Source organism: Streptomyces sp. NRRL F-6492 (genome assembly GCF_001280125.1).
Lineage (GTDB): Bacteria > Actinomycetota > Actinomycetes > Streptomycetales > Streptomycetaceae > Streptomyces.
This window is the reverse complement of the sequence record NZ_LGEG01000149.1, coordinates 113,909-129,752: the sequence shown is the minus strand read 5'-3', so window position 1 is coordinate 129,752 and position 15,844 is coordinate 113,909. Positions and strand designations below refer to the sequence as shown.

The 15,844-nt window shown below is 73.5% G+C and carries 13 protein-coding genes and 1 pseudogene; 11 read left to right on the top strand and 3 right to left on the bottom strand.

Annotated elements, in window-relative coordinates:
- Positions 1-35: 35 nt before the first annotated feature.
- Positions 36-1,250, top strand: coding sequence for an acetyl-CoA C-acetyltransferase (locus ADL08_RS13460; RefSeq protein WP_053642511.1), 1,215 nt, complete (start codon positions 36-38; stop codon positions 1,248-1,250).
- Between the two features lie 40 nt (positions 1,251-1,290).
- Positions 1,291-3,465, top strand: a complete 2,175-nt coding sequence (locus ADL08_RS13455; protein WP_053642509.1) for a 3-hydroxyacyl-CoA dehydrogenase NAD-binding domain-containing protein — start codon at positions 1,291-1,293, stop codon at positions 3,463-3,465.
- A 28-nt stretch (positions 3,466-3,493) separates the two neighbouring features.
- On the opposite strand, the gene ADL08_RS13450 is transcribed toward ADL08_RS13455, so the two are convergent.
- On the bottom strand, positions 3,494-4,231 hold the full coding sequence (locus ADL08_RS13450) for a MerR family transcriptional regulator (protein WP_053642507.1): 738 nt from the start codon (positions 4,229-4,231) through the stop codon (positions 3,494-3,496).
- A gap of 123 nt (positions 4,232-4,354) precedes the next feature.
- Between ADL08_RS13450 and ADL08_RS39180 the strand changes: the two are divergent.
- Together ADL08_RS39180 and ADL08_RS13440 are read left to right on the top strand one after the other, a co-directional pair.
- Positions 4,355-4,474, top strand: a pseudogene (locus ADL08_RS39180) (Appr-1-p processing protein); the annotation flags it as partial.
- Positions 4,475-4,667: 193 nt separating this feature from the next.
- Positions 4,668-5,150, top strand: a complete 483-nt coding sequence (locus ADL08_RS13440; protein ID WP_053642504.1) for a hypothetical protein — start codon at positions 4,668-4,670, stop codon at positions 5,148-5,150.
- Positions 5,151-5,171: 21 nt separating this feature from the next.
- Here the strand turns inward: ADL08_RS13440 and sph are convergent, their stop codons facing one another.
- A complete protein-coding gene (sph, locus tag ADL08_RS13435) occupies positions 5,172-6,197 on the bottom strand; it encodes a sphingomyelin phosphodiesterase (protein ID WP_053642503.1) in 1,026 nt (341 codons plus the stop codon).
- A gap of 125 nt (positions 6,198-6,322) precedes the next feature.
- Here sph and ADL08_RS13430 point away from each other — a divergent pair, with 125 nt between their 5' ends.
- A complete protein-coding gene (locus tag ADL08_RS13430; RefSeq protein WP_053642501.1) occupies positions 6,323-6,808 on the top strand; it encodes an ATP synthase F0 subunit B in 486 nt (161 codons plus the stop codon).
- Positions 6,809-6,933: 125 nt separating this feature from the next.
- Complete coding sequence (locus ADL08_RS13425; protein ID WP_053642499.1) at positions 6,934-7,797, top strand: oxygenase MpaB family protein; 864 nt, start codon at positions 6,934-6,936, stop codon at positions 7,795-7,797.
- Positions 7,798-7,827: 30 nt separating this feature from the next.
- Here ADL08_RS13425 and ADL08_RS13420 read toward each other — a convergent pair whose 3' ends face one another.
- Positions 7,828-9,432, bottom strand: coding sequence for a M1 family metallopeptidase (locus tag ADL08_RS13420; protein WP_053642497.1), 1,605 nt, complete (start codon positions 9,430-9,432; stop codon positions 7,828-7,830).
- Between the two features lie 225 nt (positions 9,433-9,657).
- Between ADL08_RS13420 and ADL08_RS13415 the strand changes: the two genes are divergently transcribed.
- The 5 genes from ADL08_RS13415 (at position 9,658) to ADL08_RS13395 (ending at position 15,839) form a co-directional block, all read left to right on the top strand.
- Positions 9,658-11,685: a Xaa-Pro dipeptidyl-peptidase gene (locus ADL08_RS13415; RefSeq protein ID WP_078968139.1), complete on the top strand. Its 2,028-nt coding sequence runs from the start codon at positions 9,658-9,660 to the stop codon at positions 11,683-11,685.
- Positions 11,682-12,995: a M14 family metallopeptidase gene (locus ADL08_RS13410; RefSeq protein ID WP_078968138.1), complete on the top strand. Its 1,314-nt coding sequence runs from the start codon at positions 11,682-11,684 to the stop codon at positions 12,993-12,995. Before ADL08_RS13415 ends, ADL08_RS13410 begins: the two co-directional genes overlap by 4 nt.
- A 118-nt stretch (positions 12,996-13,113) precedes the next feature.
- The gene (locus tag ADL08_RS13405) at positions 13,114-13,416 is read left to right on the top strand and encodes a hypothetical protein (RefSeq protein ID WP_053642493.1); all 303 of its coding nucleotides are present in this window, start codon (positions 13,114-13,116) and stop codon (positions 13,414-13,416) included.
- A 202-nt stretch (positions 13,417-13,618) separates the two neighbouring features.
- The gene (locus ADL08_RS13400; protein WP_053642492.1) at positions 13,619-14,134 is read left to right on the top strand and encodes a hypothetical protein; all 516 of its coding nucleotides are present in this window, start codon (positions 13,619-13,621) and stop codon (positions 14,132-14,134) included.
- Between the two features lie 67 nt (positions 14,135-14,201).
- Entirely contained in the window at positions 14,202-15,839 is a 1,638-nt protein-coding gene (locus ADL08_RS13395; RefSeq protein WP_053642490.1) for an ABC-F family ATP-binding cassette domain-containing protein, read from the top strand.
- Positions 15,840-15,844 lie beyond the last annotated feature (5 nt).

Sequence of the window (15,844 nt, the reverse complement as noted above, 5' to 3'; positions counted from 1 at the left end):
GCAACCCCTCCCACCCTCCTCGCGAAAGGCCTCCCGTGAGCACCGAAGCGTACGTGTACGACGCGATCCGCACCCCGCGCGGTCGTGGCAAGGCCACCGGCTCCCTGCACGGCACCAAGCCGATCGACCTGGTCGTCGGCCTCATCAAGGAGATCCAGAGCCGCAACCCCGGCCTCGACCCGGCCGCCATCGACGACATCGTCCTCGGCGTCGTCGGCCCGGTCGGCGACCAGGGCTCCGACATCGCCCGCGTCTCCGCCATCGCCGCCGGACTCCCCGACACCGTCGCCGGCGTCCAGGAGAACCGCTTCTGCGCCTCGGGCCTCGAAGCGGTCAACATGGCCGCCATGAAGGTCCGCTCCGGCTGGGAGGACCTCGTCCTGGCCGGCGGCGTGGAGTCCATGTCCCGCGTACCGATGGGCTCCGACGGCGGCGCCTGGTTCGCCGACCCGATGACCAACCTGGAGACCAACTTCGTCCCCCAGGGCATCGGCGCCGACCTCATCGCCACCATCGAGGGCTTCTCCCGGCGCGACGTCGACGAGTACGCGGCCCTCTCCCAGGAGCGCGCCGCCGAGGCCTGGAAGGACGGCCGCTTCGCCCGCTCCGTCGTCCCCGTCAAGGACCGCGCGGGCCTCACGGTCCTCGACCACGACGAGTTCCTGCGCCCCGGCACCACCGCCGACTCCCTCGCCCGCCTCAAGCCGTCCTTCGCGGACATCGGCGAGCTGGGCGGCTTCGACGCGGTGGCGCTGCAGAAGTACCACTGGATCGAGGAGATCGACCACGTCCACCACGCGGGCAACTCCTCCGGCATCGTCGACGGCGCCGCCCTCGTCGCCGTCGGCTCGAAGGAGGTCGGCGAGCGGTACGGCCTGACGCCGCGCGCCCGGATCGTCTCGGTGGCCGTCTCCGGCTCCGAGCCGACCATCATGCTCACCGGCCCGGCCCCGGCCGCCCGCAAGGCCCTGGCCAAGGCCGGTCTGACCATGGACGACATCGACCTGGTCGAGATCAACGAGGCCTTCGCCGCCGTCGTCCTGCGCTTCGTCAAGGACATGGGCATCTCGCTGGACAAGGTCAACGTCAACGGCGGCGCCATCGCGCTCGGCCACCCGCTCGGCGCCACCGGCGCGATGATCCTGGGCACCCTCGTGGACGAGCTGGAGCGCCAGGACAAGCGCTACGGCATGGCCACCCTGTGCGTGGGCGGCGGCATGGGCATCGCCACCGTCGTCGAGCGCGTCTGACCGTCCCGTCCGAACCCCTTCTTACGGAGAAGCATCAGTCATGAGCGAGAGCACCACCATCCGCTGGGAGCAGGACGAGACCGGGATCGTCACCCTCGTCCTGGACGACCCGAACCAGTCCGCCAACACCATGAACCAGGCCTTCCGGGCCTCGATCATCGCGATCGCCGACCGCGCGGAGGCCGAGAAGGACTCCATCCGGGGCATCGTCTACACCTCTGCGAAGAAGACCTTCTTCGCCGGCGGCGACCTCAAGGACATGATCCAGGCGGGCCCCGAGCACGCCCGGGACATCTTCGAGGGCGCCCTGGAGATGAAGAACGCGCTGCGCCGCATCGAGACCCTCGGCAAGCCGGTCGTGGCCGCGATCAACGGTGCCGCGCTCGGCGGCGGCTACGAGATCGCCCTCGCCTCCCACCACCGGATCGCCCTCGACGCCTCCGGCTCCAAGATCGGCCTGCCCGAGGTCACCCTCGGCCTGCTGCCGGGCGGCGGCGGCGTCACCCGCACCGTGCGCCTGATGGGCATCACCGACGCCCTCCTCAAGGTGCTGCTCCAGGGCACCCAGTACAACCCCAGGCGGGCGCTGGACAACGGTCTGGTGCACGAGCTGGCGGCCACCCCCGAGGAGATGCTCGCGAAGGCCGTCGCCTTCATCGACACCCACCCCGAGTCGCACCAGCCCTGGGACCTGCCCGGCCACAAGATCCCCGGCGGCACCCCCTCGCACCCGAAGTTCGCCGCCAACCTGCCGGCCTTCCCGGCCAACCTGCGCAAGCAGCTGAACGGCGCCCCCTACCCGGCGCCCGCCGCCATCATGGCCGCCGCCGTCGAGGGCTCCCAGGTCGACTTCGAGACCGCGGCCGTCATCGAGTCCCGCTACTTCACCGAGCTGGTCACCGGCCAGACGGCGAAGAACATGATCCAGGCGTTCTTCTTCGACCTCCAGGCCGTCAACTCCGGCGCCAGCCGCCCCAAGGGCATCGAACCCCGCCCGGTCCGCAAGGTCGCCGTCCTCGGCGCCGGCATGATGGGCGCCGGCATCGCCTACTCCTGCGCCCGCGCCGGCATCGAGGTCGTCCTCAAGGACGTCTCCGCCGAGTCCGCCGCCAAGGGCAAGGAGTACTCGGAGAAGCTGTGCGCCAAGGCCGTCTCGCGCGGCCGCACCACCCAGGAGAAGGCCGACGCCCTCCTCGCCCGCATCACCCCCACCGCCGAGGTCGCCGACCTCGCCGGCTGCGACGCGGTCATCGAGGCCGTCTTCGAGGACACCGGCCTCAAGCACAAGGTGTTCCAGGAGATCCAGTCCGTCGTGGAGCCCGACGCGCTGCTCTGCTCCAACACCTCCACCCTGCCGATCACCGTCCTCGCCGAGGGCGTGGAGCGCCAGGCCGACTTCATCGGCCTGCACTTCTTCTCGCCCGTCGACAAGATGCCGCTCGTGGAGATCATCAAGGGCGGGCGGACGAGCGACGAGGCCCTGGCCCGCGCCTTCGACCTGGTCCGCCAGATCAACAAGACGCCGATCGTCGTCAACGACTCGCGCGGCTTCTTCACCTCGCGGGTGATCGGCCAGTTCCTCAACGAGGGCGTCGCCATGGTCGGCGAGGGCATCGAGCCCGCCTCGATCGAGCAGGCCGCGGCCCAGGCCGGCTACCCGGCCAAGATCCTCTCCCTGATGGACGAGCTGACCCTGACCCTCCCGCGCAAGATCCGCAACGAGACCAAGCGGGCGATCGAGGAGGCCGGCGGCGTCTGGGCGACCCACCCGGGCGAGGCCGTGATCGACCGCATGGTCGACGAGTTCGAGCGCCCCGGCCGCAGCGGCGGCGCCGGCTTCTACGAGTACGACGAGAACGGAAAGCGCGGCAAGCTCTGGACCGGCCTGCGCGAGCACTTCACCAAGCCGGGGCACGAGATCCCCTTCCGCGACATGCAGGAGCGGATGCTGTTCTCCGAGGCCATCGACACCGTCCGCCTCCTGGAGGAGGGCGTCCTGACCTCGGTCGCCGACGCCAACATCGGCTCCATCATGGGCATCGGCTTCCCGGCCTGGAGCGGCGGCATCCTCCAGTACGTCAACGGTTACGAGGGCGGCGTCGCCGGCTTCGTCGCCCGCGCCCGCGAGCTGGCGGAGACGTACGGCGAGCGCTTCGCCCCGCCGGCCCTCCTGGTGGAGAAGGCCGAGCGGGGCGAGGTCTTCACCGACGCCTGACCGGTGGCTCCGGAGCCCGTGAGCGACCTCACGGGCTCCGGAACGCCGTCCTCAGCTCCTCGCTCAGCGAGCGCTGGAAGGCCGTGACGAGGGCCTGGATCACCATCGGCTGCATGTGGGCCGAGAGCGACCTCATCGCCTTCAGGTGGTCCGGGTCCTCGCCGCTCTCCCGGTACGGGTTCCACACCTGCTCCTGGAAGAGCCGGGCGAGCTCCTCGGCGGCGGCCCGCGCGTGCTCCAGGAGCACGGTCCGGGAGGCGAGGATCGTCTCGTGCTCGATGGGCACGTCCAGCATCTCCACGCCGAGCCGCAGCAGCGAGCCGTCGAGCCGGTACGTGTCGGCGTCGTCGGTCCGCTCCAGGACCCCCATCGCGGCGAGCCGGTCGACGTCCCGCTCGGTCAGCGCCCGCCCGGCGCGCCGCTCCAGCTCGCGCCGGGTGGTCGACTCGGCGGACTCGGGCGCCCAGGAGGCCACCAGGGCCCGGTGGACCGCGAGGTCGCGGGCGCTGAGGTCGGGCGGCAGCTGCTCCAGGTACCGTTCGATCGCGGCGAGCGTCATGCCCTGCCGCTGGAGCTCCTCGATGAGGGCGAGCCGGGAGAGGTGCTCCGGCCCGTAGTGCCCGACCCGCCGGGCTCCGATGACGGGCGGCGGGAGGAGCCCCCGGGTCCCGTAGAACCGCACGGTCCGCACCGTGACCCCGGCCCGCGCGGCCAGCTCGTCGACGGTGTAGCTCGGTCCGCGCTCCACGTCGCTCTCGACGTCCATCCGAGCCGCCTCGTTTCCCCAGCCGTCGGCCCGCGTGTCCGGACCGCTTGAACAGTATTGCTGTCTCACCATCCGTGTAAAAGACCGGCGCGATTGTCAGTGGCCCCCCGTAGCGTGATCGTCATGAACGGGAGTGCGAACGGGATCACGTACGTCCGGGGGGACGCGACCTCCCCGCACGGCAAGGGCGCCAAGGTCATCGCCCATGTCCGCAACGACCTCGGCGGCTGGGGCAAGGGCTTCGGCCCGGGGGCAGCCCGGTTCGTCCGGGTCGAGCCGCTGGTCCTCCGGCGGCTGGTGGACCGGGGGATACCGGTCACCGTGTACGACTTCGGCGCGTAAGGGGCGCCGGGCCGGGGCGCGGTGCGGGGCCTCGGCCGCGAGGGTTAGAGTCGGCCGCTGTCGCAGCGGGGGACAGGGGAGCAGGGGGGATTCGATGTACGCGGAACTCAGGGACACGGCAGGGGAGTTGGCCGGGATCCTGTGGCGGGAGCACACCGTCTACCGCGAGCGGGGCGGCGGGGTGGTGATCCGGGGCGAGCACGTCCGCCGCTGGATCAGCCTGGCCCCGACCGGGGGCAAGGACCGGGCGCTGCTGCGGGCCGGGCGGATCCTGGACGGAGGGACGACGGCGCCGGCGCGCACCGAGGTGGTCGTCGACCTGACGGCCGGGACGGCGGAGCTGGCCGCGGTCTGCCGCGGTCTGCTCGCCGACGTCGCCGCGGTGGCCGAGCCGGCGCCGGAGCGCGGCGGAAGGGCCGGAAAGCGCGAGAGGCCGGGGCGGAAGGCTCGCGCCCCCCGCCCCGGTCGTCCCCGGAAGGAGCGGCACACGAGCGCCGGCTCCCTGTTCGTCATGGTCTGCGTCGCCGCGGTGCTCGGCGCCTGGCTCTACAGCCTCTTCGGCGGCCGCGGCTACTGAGCCGCGCCCCCGGCCCGGCCGTCAGAAGCCGGTGACCGGGTAGTGGTCGGAGAGGTTCGTGTACGTGTAGGCGGTGCCCCAGCTGCCGACCGTCCACGGGGCGCTCTTCTCCAGGACCACGTGGTTGGTCCAGCCGGCCGGGCGGGCGTTGCCCGCCCGGTACAGGACGTGGTCGAGGTCCTCGCGCGGGTCGTCCGGGTAGCGCTCGGAGGCGATCGAGTTCAGCTCGGTGTCGAAGGAGTACGGGTGGCCGGTGCGGGCGTCGGCCCCCACCAGGCCCGCGTCGGCGAGCATGGTGCCGTACTCGGGCGTGTGCGAGTCGACGTTCATGTCGCCGGCGACGATCACCTGCTCGCCCGCCGGGATCCTCTTGGCGTCGAGGAAGGCGTCGATCGCCTTGAACTGGCGGCTGCGCATCTGCGCCGCCTCGCCCGCCGCGCAGCCCGGGTCGGTGGACTGGGCGTGGGTGCCGAGGACGTGGACCCGGCTGCCGTTCACGTCGAGCACCGCGTAGGCGAAGCCCTTGTTCGACCACCAGTCGGCGCCGCAGGCGTCCTTGTAGACGTACTGCTCCTTGCGGACGATCGGCCACTTGCTGAGGATCGTCACGCCGCCGTCCTCGGGCGTGGTCGCGGAGTAGGACCCGCCGGTGGCGTCCCACCCGCTCCTGCTCCGGCCCACGACCGGGGTCTGGTGCGGGTACTGCCCGGCGGCGTTCGCCTTCAGCGCGTCGGAGGCGGAGTTGTCGAAGGCCTCCTGGAGGACGACGACGTCCTGCCCCTGGAAGAAGGAGGCGGCGGGGATCGCCTTCGCCCGGTGGTCCTGCCCCCAGTTCGGGTAGAGGCTCTTCGAGAAGAGGAACGCGTTGTAGGTGAGGACCTTCAGCCGGGGGGCCTCGGTGGTCGCGGCGGACGCGGCCGGGGCCGTCGCCGTCAGGGTGGCGGCGGCGAGGGCGAGGGAAAGAGCGGCGCCGGGGGCGCGGCGGAGCGCGGCGAACGACACGTGAACTCCCGTGGAGACGTGGGGGATTGGCCTGGCGCCGCACATACAATCAGCCGTGGTTACCTTCCGGTAGCCTCTGGGTGCCGGGAATCTGGCCGGACCCGCACGAGCGTGCCAACTCTCACTCCGGTGTCTCATTCGACCCCATTTGCTCCAGGTAGAATGCGCGCATGACCCTCGCGAACTCGCAGATCTTCAAGACGGACCTCGGTCCGCTCAACCCCGTCTGGGCCGAGCTCATCCTCGGCGTGGTGTTGTTCGGCATCACCTTCCTCATCCTGGCGAAGGGCGTCCTGCCGAAGATCAAGCGCACGCTCGAGCAGCGCGAGGACGCCATCGACGGCGGCACCGACCGCGCCGACGACCTGCGCGCCGAGGCCGCCGGGATCCGCGAGCAGTACGAGGCCGAGCTCGCCGAGGCCCGCCACGAGGCCGCGCGCATCCGCTCCAAGGCCGTCGAGGAGGGCTCCGCCGCCATCGCCGCCGCCCGCGCCGAGGGCTCCGCCGAGCGCGACGCCATCCTCGCCGCCGGCACCGCGAAGATCGCCGACGAGCGCGCCGCCGCCGAGCGCGAGCTCAACGCCGACGTCGACGCCTGGGCCCACGCCCTCGCCGCCCGCATCGTCGGCGAGCCGGTCGGCGCCGACCGCGCCTGACCCGCACACCCGGAAGGGGCCGTCGCCCGGGCGACGGCCCCTTCGTCATGCCCTTCGTCCGTCATGCCCTTGGTCACGCCCTCCGTCACGGGTGCACCCTGGAGACGACACAGAGGAGAACCGCCGTGGAACGTCCCCAGCCCGCCGACCCCCCGCCGCCGCCCGCCGGCGGGGTGCTGTGGAGCGTCGCCGGCGACGTCCGGGCGCTCCTCATGCTGCCCGCCGCCCTCACCCTGCAGGTCGCCCATCCCGCGATCGGCGCCGGCGTCGACGACCACTCCGTCTTCCGCACCGACCCCTGGGGCCGTGGCGAACGCTCCCTGCGCTCGCTCCAGCTCTGGATCTACGGCGGCGAGGAGGCCGCCCGCGAGGGACGCCGCCTCCGGGAGCTGCACCGCACGATCCGGGGCACCGACGCCCACGGACGCCGCTACCACGCCCTCACCCCCGCCTACTACTCCTGGGTCCACGCCACCGGCTTCCCCGTCTACCGGCACGGCCTCCGCCTGCTCTTCCGTCCCCTCGCCGAGGCCCAGGAACGGCAGCTGTACGCCGAGTGGCTCCGGGTCGGCCGCATCCTCGGCATCCACGACCGGGACATGCCGCAGACGATCGAGGAGTTCTGGCCGTACTACCGGAAGGTCCTCGCCGAGGAGCTGGAGGCCACCGTCGTCGTCCGGGAACTCCTCGACACCGACCTGCCCGTCCCCGCCCCCGACCGGGGCCCGCTGCCGCTCCGGCTCGCCCTCCGCCTCCTCTGGCCCCTCCTGCGCCGCCCCTTCCTGCGGCTGCGCGCCTTCCTCACCGCGGGCTTCATGCCCCCGGACGCCCGCGAGGCCATCGGCCTGGAGTGGACGGACGCCCAGGAGCGAACCCTGCGCCGGCTCTGCCGGGTCCTGCGGGCCGTGGTCCCCGTCCTGCCCGAGCGGCTGCGCTACCTGCCCCTGGCCGGAGAAGCGCGGAGGGCCGCCCGCCGCGCGAAGCGCTGACGGACGGCCCCCGGAGGCTCACCGCACGGCTCAGTGACCGCCGTGACCCTCGTGCCCGTGGTCGCGCTCGTGGACCGTGTTCGTCGCCGCGATCTTCTTCCACGACTTCGGCTGCACCGGCTTCGCGGCGGCCTTCGCCTTCTCCCCGGCCGTCGCCGCCTTCGCCCCGGTCCTCGCCCCGGCTCCGGCCCTGGCCCTGGTCTCCGCGGCCGTCGGGGCGGACACGCCGGCCGCTCCGGCGGCGGACGCGGCCGGCTTCGACGGCTGGTACAGCCAGGTGTCGAACAGCTCGGCCAGCGGCTTGCCGGAGACCCGCTCCGCGTACCGCACGAAGTCGGCCACCCGCGCGTTGCCATACGCGAACTGCTTCGGCCAGCCCTTCAGGATCGCGAAGAAGGCCTCGTCCCCGACCTTGTTGCGCAGCGCCTGGAGCGCCAGCGCGCCCCGGTCGTAGACGGCGCCGTGGAACTGGTTCTCCGGACCCGGGTCACCCGGCTTCACCGTCCAGAACGGGTCCTCGGCACCCCGCAGGGCGTACACGTAGTCCGCCAGCTCCTGCGCCGTGCCCTCGCCCTCCTTCTCCGACCACAGCCACTGGCCGTAGCGGGCGAAGCCCTCGTTGATCCAGATGTCCTTCCAGTCCCGGACGGACACGCTGTCGCCGTACCACTGGTGCGCCAGCTCGTGGACGACCACCGACACGTTCGCGCCGTTGGCGAACTGCCGCGGGCTGTAGAACGGCCGGGTCTGCGTCTCCAGGGCGAAGCCGCTGGTCACGTTGGGCACGTAACCGCCGAGCGAGTTGAAGGGATACGGCCCGAAGACCGTCTCCAGCCACTCCGCCACCTCGGTCGTGCGCTCGATCGAGGCACGCGCCGCGCCCGCGTTGGCGCCCAGGTCCTTGCTGTACGCGTTGAGGACCGGCAGCCCGTTCGCCGTCCGGTCCGTCGTGATGTCGAACTTCCCGACGGCGAGCGTGGCCAGATACGTCGCCTGCGGCTTGTCGGAGCGCCAGTTGAAACGGGTCCGGCCCAGCGCCGTCGACTGCGACTGCAGCACGCCGTTGCTGATGGCCTGGTGACCGGCCGGCACCGAGACCGAGACGTCGAAGGTGGCCTTGTCCAGCGGGTGGTCGTTGGACGGGAACCACCACACGGCCGAGTCCGGCTCCTGCGCGGCGACACCGCCGTCCGGGGTGCGGGCCCAGGCCGACCAGCCGTCGACCTTGAACTCGGAGGGCTTGCCCGCGTAGCGGACGACCACCGAGACCTCCTTGTTCTTCTCCAGCGGGACGGCCGGGGTGACCTCCAGCTCGTGGTCGCCCGACGCGGCGAACTTCGCGACCCGGCCGTTCACCCGGACCTCACTGACCTTCAGGCCGAGGTCGAGGTTGAACCGGGACAGGTTCTGCTTGGTGGTGGCGAGGATCGTCGCCGTGCCCTCCAGGAGGTCCGTGGCGGGCTCGTACCTCAGGCGCAGGTCGTAGTGCGAGACGTCGTAGCCGCCGTTGCCGCTGGCGGGGTAGTAGGAGTCGCCGATGCCCGGGGCCCCGGGGGTGAAGTCGGCCGCCGATGCCGGGATCGCCAGCATCAGGGAGGCCGCGAGGGCGCTCGGAACGATGATTCTGCGGTGCACGGGTGCTCCCCAAGTCATAAGAAACGTAAGACGCGCGGGTGGTCGTCGGTCCTTGCTCTCGACCCTATTCAGGGCCCCGACGGACCGTCACGTCCAGAGGACCTCCTGTCACACGATCGCCATTCGGCCGACACGAACCCCTCCCTCTCCGGGATCACCCCGAATCACCCCTGATTCCCTCCGGCGCTCTTTTGCACGGGAGTTGACCGGGGTACGTTCCCGCCCATGCCGATGCGAAAGCGGATCACCCGCGGAGCCCGAGCGCCGTACGGAACCCTCGTGGCGGCGGCCACGGCCGCGCTGCTCGCGACCCTCGTCACCCCGGCCGGCGCCCGGACTGACCCCGCCGCGCCCCCGGCCGGGTCCGTGCGCGAGTCGCGCCCCGTCCACTCGTACGCCGACGCCGTCCGCGAGTCCGTCTGGGTCGACACCGGACTCGACGGCGACGGAGACGGACGCGCCGACCGGGTCGCCGTCGACGTCGTCCGGCCCCGGGAGCCCGCCGCGGCCGGGCGGAGAATCCCGGTGATCATGGACGCCAGCCCGTACTACGCCTGCTGCGGACGCGGCAACGAGAGCCAGAAGAAGACCTACGACGCCGACGGCAAGCCGGTCCGGTTCCCGCTGTACTACGACAACTACTTCGTCCCGCGCGGCTACGCCTTCGTCGCCGTCGACCTCGCCGGGACCAACCGCTCCGACGGCTGCGACGACGTCGGCGGACGCTCCGACGTGCGGTCCGCCAAGGCCGTCGTCGACTGGCTCAACGGCCGCGCCCGCGGCTACACCACCCGCACCGGCACGGCCCCGGCCCGCGCCACCGGCTGGAGCACCGGCGACGTCGGCATGATCGGCAAGAGCTGGGACGGCACCGTCGCCAACGGCGTGGCCGCCACCGGCGTCGAAGGGCTGAAAACGATCGTCCCCATCGGGGCGATCTCCTCCTGGTACGACTACTTCCACTCCCAGGGCGCCCCGCTCTACGACGCCAACCCGAGCTGGCTCTCCGACTACGTCGACAGCCCCGACGCGCGGGCCCGCTGCGGCGCCGTCCAGGACCGCATCACCGCCGCCACCCCCTACAGCGGCGACTGGACGGCCGCCTGGAGCGAGCGCGACCACGTCAAGAACGCCGGCAAGGTCAGGGCCAGCGTCTTCGCCGTGCACGGACAGCAGGACCTCAACGTACGGGCCGGGCAGTTCGGCAAGTGGTGGGACGCGCTCGCCGCCCACGGAGTCGAGCGGAAGGTCTGGCTCTCCCAGACCGGTCACGTCGACCCCTTCGACTTCCGGCGCGCCGACTGGGTCCGCACCCTGCACCGCTGGTTCGACCACTACCTCCTCGGCTACGACAACGGCATCGACCGCGAACCCGTCGCCGACGTCGAGCGCGCCCCGGACCGCTGGACCACCGACCGGCACTGGCCGCCGCGCGGCACCGCGACCACCACCCTGCGCACCGCCCCCGGCGCCGCCGCCGGCCCCGGCGTCCTCGGCCGCGCCCCCGCCGCCCCCGGCTCCACCGCGACCTTCACCGACGACCCGGCCCTCGGGGAGCTGGACTGGGCGGCCCGGATCGACACCGCGACCCCCGAGAAGGCCGGGTTCGTCACCCGCCCGCTCTCCCGCGACCTGCGGATCGCCGGCTCCTCCCGGGTGACGGTCACCGCCACCCCGACCACCCCCACCGCCCACCTCTCCGCCGTCCTGGTCGACCTCGGCCCCGCCACCATCCGCGACTACGCGGCGGCGGGGGAGGGCATCACCACCCTCGCCCACCGCACCTGCTGGGGCGCGAGCACCCCCGGCGACAGCGCCTGCTTCAAGGAGACCGAGGCCCGCACCGCCGACGTCCCGCACACGGTCGTCAGCCGGGGCTGGGCGGACCTCGGCACCTGGGCCGACCCCCGGAAGGGGCGCCCGCTGACCCCCGGCAGGGCGTACACCCTCACCCTGGACCTCGCCGCCGCCGACCACGTCGTCCCGGCCGGCCACCGGCTCGCCCTGATCGTCGGCGGCACCGACCGGGACCTGCTCGACCCGCCGTCGACCACCCCGACCCTCACCCTGGACCTCGCCCGCACCCGGGCGGAGCTGCCGCTGGTCGGCGGCGCGGGCGCCTTCGCCCGGGCCACGAAGGGACCGGCCCCGGCCCTCTCCGCGCCGCCGTCCGCCCTCCTGCCGCCGGGCGGATCCGCGCCGCCGGCCGCCGTCGCCGGTCCGCGCCTGCCCGGGGCGGGAGCCGCCCGATGAGGACCCGTACCGCACGGCGGAGTTCACGGCGCGCGCTCGCCCTCGTGGCGGGCGCCGCCGCCCTCGCCCTGCCGCTCGTCACCGTCCCCGCCGAGACGGCCGGCAGCGCCCCCGCGCAGCCGCCGCCGCGCACCGGCTTCGAGACGAGCCGGGGCGCCCGGTGGACCACCGAGGCCGAGGAGCGGGACTTCCTCGCGGCCGTCGACCGGGCCGGCGACCGGGTGTCGCTGCGCGAGATCGGCACCACCGCGCAGGGCCGCCCGCTCCGGCTCGTCACCCTCGGCGCGCCCCGGGCCGCCACCACCGTGCTCCTGGTGTGCAGCCAGCACGGCGACGAGCCCGCGGGCCGCGAGGCCTGCCTGAGCACGGTGCGCGACCTCGCGTTCGCCCGGGACCCGGAGACCCGCCGCCTCCTCGACCGCACCGCCCTCCTGGTCGTCCCGACCGCGAACCCCGACGGCCGGGAGGCCGACACCCGGGGCAACGCCGACGGCGTCGACGTCAACCGCGACCACCTCGCCCTGCGCACCGCCGAGGCGCGCGCGGTCGCCGCCGTCCTCCGCGACCGGCGCCCCCGGCTCGTGTACGACCTGCACGAGTACGGCGCCACCCCCCGGTACTACGAGAAGGACCTGCTCGCGCTCTGGCCCCGCAGCCTCGACGCCGACCCGCACGTCCACGACGAGTCCCGGACGCTCTCGGAGGCGTACGTCCGCCCCGCCGCCGGACGCGCCGGACACAGCACCGGGATCTACGGCATCTGGACCGACCCGCTCACCGGCGAGCCGGTCCGCCAGGTCGCGGGCGACGGCCAGGAGCGGATCCTGCGCAACACGGCCGGCATCAAGCACGCGGCCGGCCTGCTCGTCGAGACCCGGGTGGACGCGCTCGACCGGGACGAGAAGGACGACCCGTCCCGCAACCACCGGCGCCGGGTCGCCACCCAGCACGCCGCCCTGAAGGGGATGTTCGCCTACCTCGACGAGCGGCGCGGCCCCCTGGCGGCGGCCACCGCCCGCGCCCGGCTCACCGGCTTCGCCGACCGGGGCCCGGTCTTCCTCGGCGGCGCCGACAACGACCCGCCGGAGCCGGAGGAGATCCTCGCCGACCCGCCGTGCGGCTACCGCCTGGACGCCGCGCAGTACGCCGAGGCCGGCGACGAACTCGCCCTGCACGGCGTCACCGTACGACGGGAGGGCGCCGGGGCGTTCGTACCGCTGCGGCAGTCGCAGCGCGCGCTCGTGCCCCTGCTGCTCGACGAGCGGGCCGCCTACCACCTCGTCAGTGGGAGTCCCGTGGAGGAGTGTTGACGACCCTGTGGGACCGGGGGCCCTTGACGTGATTCACTTATTTGCTGGAGCAAAGTCACTTGCTGGTGCCGGCCATGCCTCGAACGGGTTGTCCTGGCCGGGAAGTCGGAGAATCACCATGCGCCCCCTCACGACCGCGCGCCGCTTCCTGCCCGCCCTGCTTGCCGCCACCCTGCCGGCCGGTGGCGTGCCGGCCGGTCAGACGGCGACCGCCGAGCCCGCGGCCGCCGGCGCCGTCACCTGCGACATCGGCGAGCTGAAGGCCGATGCCCGCAAGGAGCGCGACCGCGCCGCCCAGCTCAAGCGCCTCGGTGCCCCGGCGGAGGCCGAGAGGGCCGTCGCCAAGGCCGAGGCCCTGGAGAAGCGCGCCCGCCGGTGCGCCGACGCGGGCAACACCTCCCGCCCGCCGTTCGGCAAGTAACACCTCACGGGGTGGTTGCCGTTCGCAAGGACGGCAACCGCCCCGTGGCCGTTTCCGGGACGCCCGGCACGCTCGGTGCCCGAGGTCCGGCGCCCGGCCCGGAGCGGGTGCCGGGCCCGCGTCGGCCCTCGTACCCGGACCGGGACATTTCCGGGACGGATCAGCCATGGAACGGGCCCGTCCGCGCGGAAATACTCGGAGCATGCCGTCCGCGTACACCAGCCTCGACCTCACCCCCGCGACCCCCGCCGCCCCCACCGACCTCCTGGTCGACGGCAGGCCGCTGCTCCACCGGCTCGACGAGACCGACGGCGCGGACACGGTCTCCCCCCTGGCGTCCGACCTCCCGCCCGTCCTCCGGACCGCCCACGTCCGCCGCCTCCTCGACGCCTGCGCCCGCGCCCGCGCGGACTCCGACGTCGGCACCGGCGGTCACGGCCTCCCCGGCGGCCGGTACGTGATCCACTCCTGTCCCGACTGCGAGGACCCCGGCTGCGGAGCCGTCACGGCCGTCGTCGAGCGCGACGGCGACGACGTCGTCTGGCGCGACTTCGCCTGGTGGACCGGCCCCGCCGTCGACCCGGCGCGCGACGGCTACCCCGGCACCGGCCCGTACCGCTTCCACGGCGCCGCCTACCGGGCCGTCCTCCTCCGGCTCCTCGGCGGATCCCGGGAGGGGGCCGCCGCCCCCGTCCCGGTGGGCGCCGCCCGCGGCTGACCGGGGACGGCCACCGGCGCCCCGGCCCCCTCGACGGATCCTCCCGTCGCCTAGGATTCGTCCCCTGATGACTGCAACCCTCGTCGCCAAGGACCTCGCCGCCGGCCACGGCGAGCGCACCCTCTTCGCCCAGCTCGACCTCGTCGTCGCCCCCGGCGACGTCATCGGCCTCGTCGGCGTCAACGGCGCCGGCAAGTCGACCCTGCTGCGGCTGCTCGCCGGGCTCGACGCCCCGGAGGAGGGCGAGCTGCGGCTCTCCCCGCCCACCGCCTCCGTCGGCCACCTCCCCCAGGAGCCCGAGCGGCGCGCGGGGGAGACCGTGCGGGAGTTCCTCGCCCGGCGCACCGGCGTCGACGCCGCCCAGACCGCGATGGACGAGGCCACCCAGGGCCTCGTCGACGGCACCCCCGGCGCCGACGACGCGTACGCCGTCAGCCTGGAGCGCTGGCTGAACCTCGGCGGCGCCGACCTCGACGAGCGCGCCGAGGAGGTCGCGGGCTCCCTCGGGCTCACCGTCGGCCTCGACCAGCCGATGACCTCCCTCTCCGGCGGCCAGGCCGCCCGCGCCGGCCTCGCCTCCCTCCTCCTCTCCCGCTACGACGTCTTCCTGCTCGACGAGCCCACCAACGACCTCGACCTCGAAGGCCTGGAGCGCCTGGAAGCCTTCGTGAAGGGGCTGCGCGCCGGGACGGTCGTCGTCAGCCACGACCGCGAGTTCCTCACCCGCACCGTCACCAAGGTCCTCGAACTCGACCTCGCCCAGCAGCAGATCACCCTGTACGGCGGCGGCTACGAGGCCTACCTGGAGGAGCGGGAGACCGCCCGCCGCCACGCGCGCGAGGAGTTCGAGGAGTACGCCGGCCGGAAGGCGGCCCTGGAGGCCCGCGGCCACATGCAGCGCTCCTGGATGGACAAGGGCGTCAGGAACGCCCGCCGCAAGGCCACCGACGGCGACAAGCTCGGCCGCAACGCCCGCAGCGAGGCCAGCGAGAAGCAGGCCGCGAAGGCCCGGCAGACCCAGCGCATGATCGAACGCCTCGACGTCGTCGACGAGCCCCGCAAGGAGTGGGAGCTGCGCATGGAGATCGCCGCCGCGCCGCGCTCCGGCTCGGTCGTCGCGACCCTGCGCGAGGCCGAGGTGAAGCGGGGCGACTTCTCCTTCGGCCCCGTCACCCTCCAGATCGACTGGGCCGACCGGGTCGCCGTCACCGGCGCCAACGGGGCCGGGAAGTCGACGCTGCTCGCCGCCCTCCTCGGCCGCCTCCCGCTGGACTCCGGCGACGCCTCGCTCGGCTCGGGCGTCGTCGTCGGCGAGGTCGACCAGGCCCGCAAGCTGTTCCACGGCACCGAGACGCTCCTGGAGGCGTTCTGCGCGGCCGTGCTCGACACCGAGCCCGCCGAGGTCCGGACCCTGCTCGCCAAGTTCGGCCTGAAGGCCGTCCACGTGCTGCGGCCCGCCACCACCCTCTCGCCGGGCGAGCGGACCCGGGCCGCGCTCGCGCTGCTCCAGGGCCGGGGCGTGAACCTGCTGGTCCTCGACGAGCCGACCAACCACCTGGACCTCCCGGCGATCGAACAGCTGGAGTCCGCCCTCGACTCGTACACCGGCACGCTGCTGCTCGTCACCCACGACCGGCGCATGCTCGACGCCGTCCGCACCACCCGCCGCGTCCGGGTCGCGGACGGCCGGGTCACCGAACTCTGAGACGC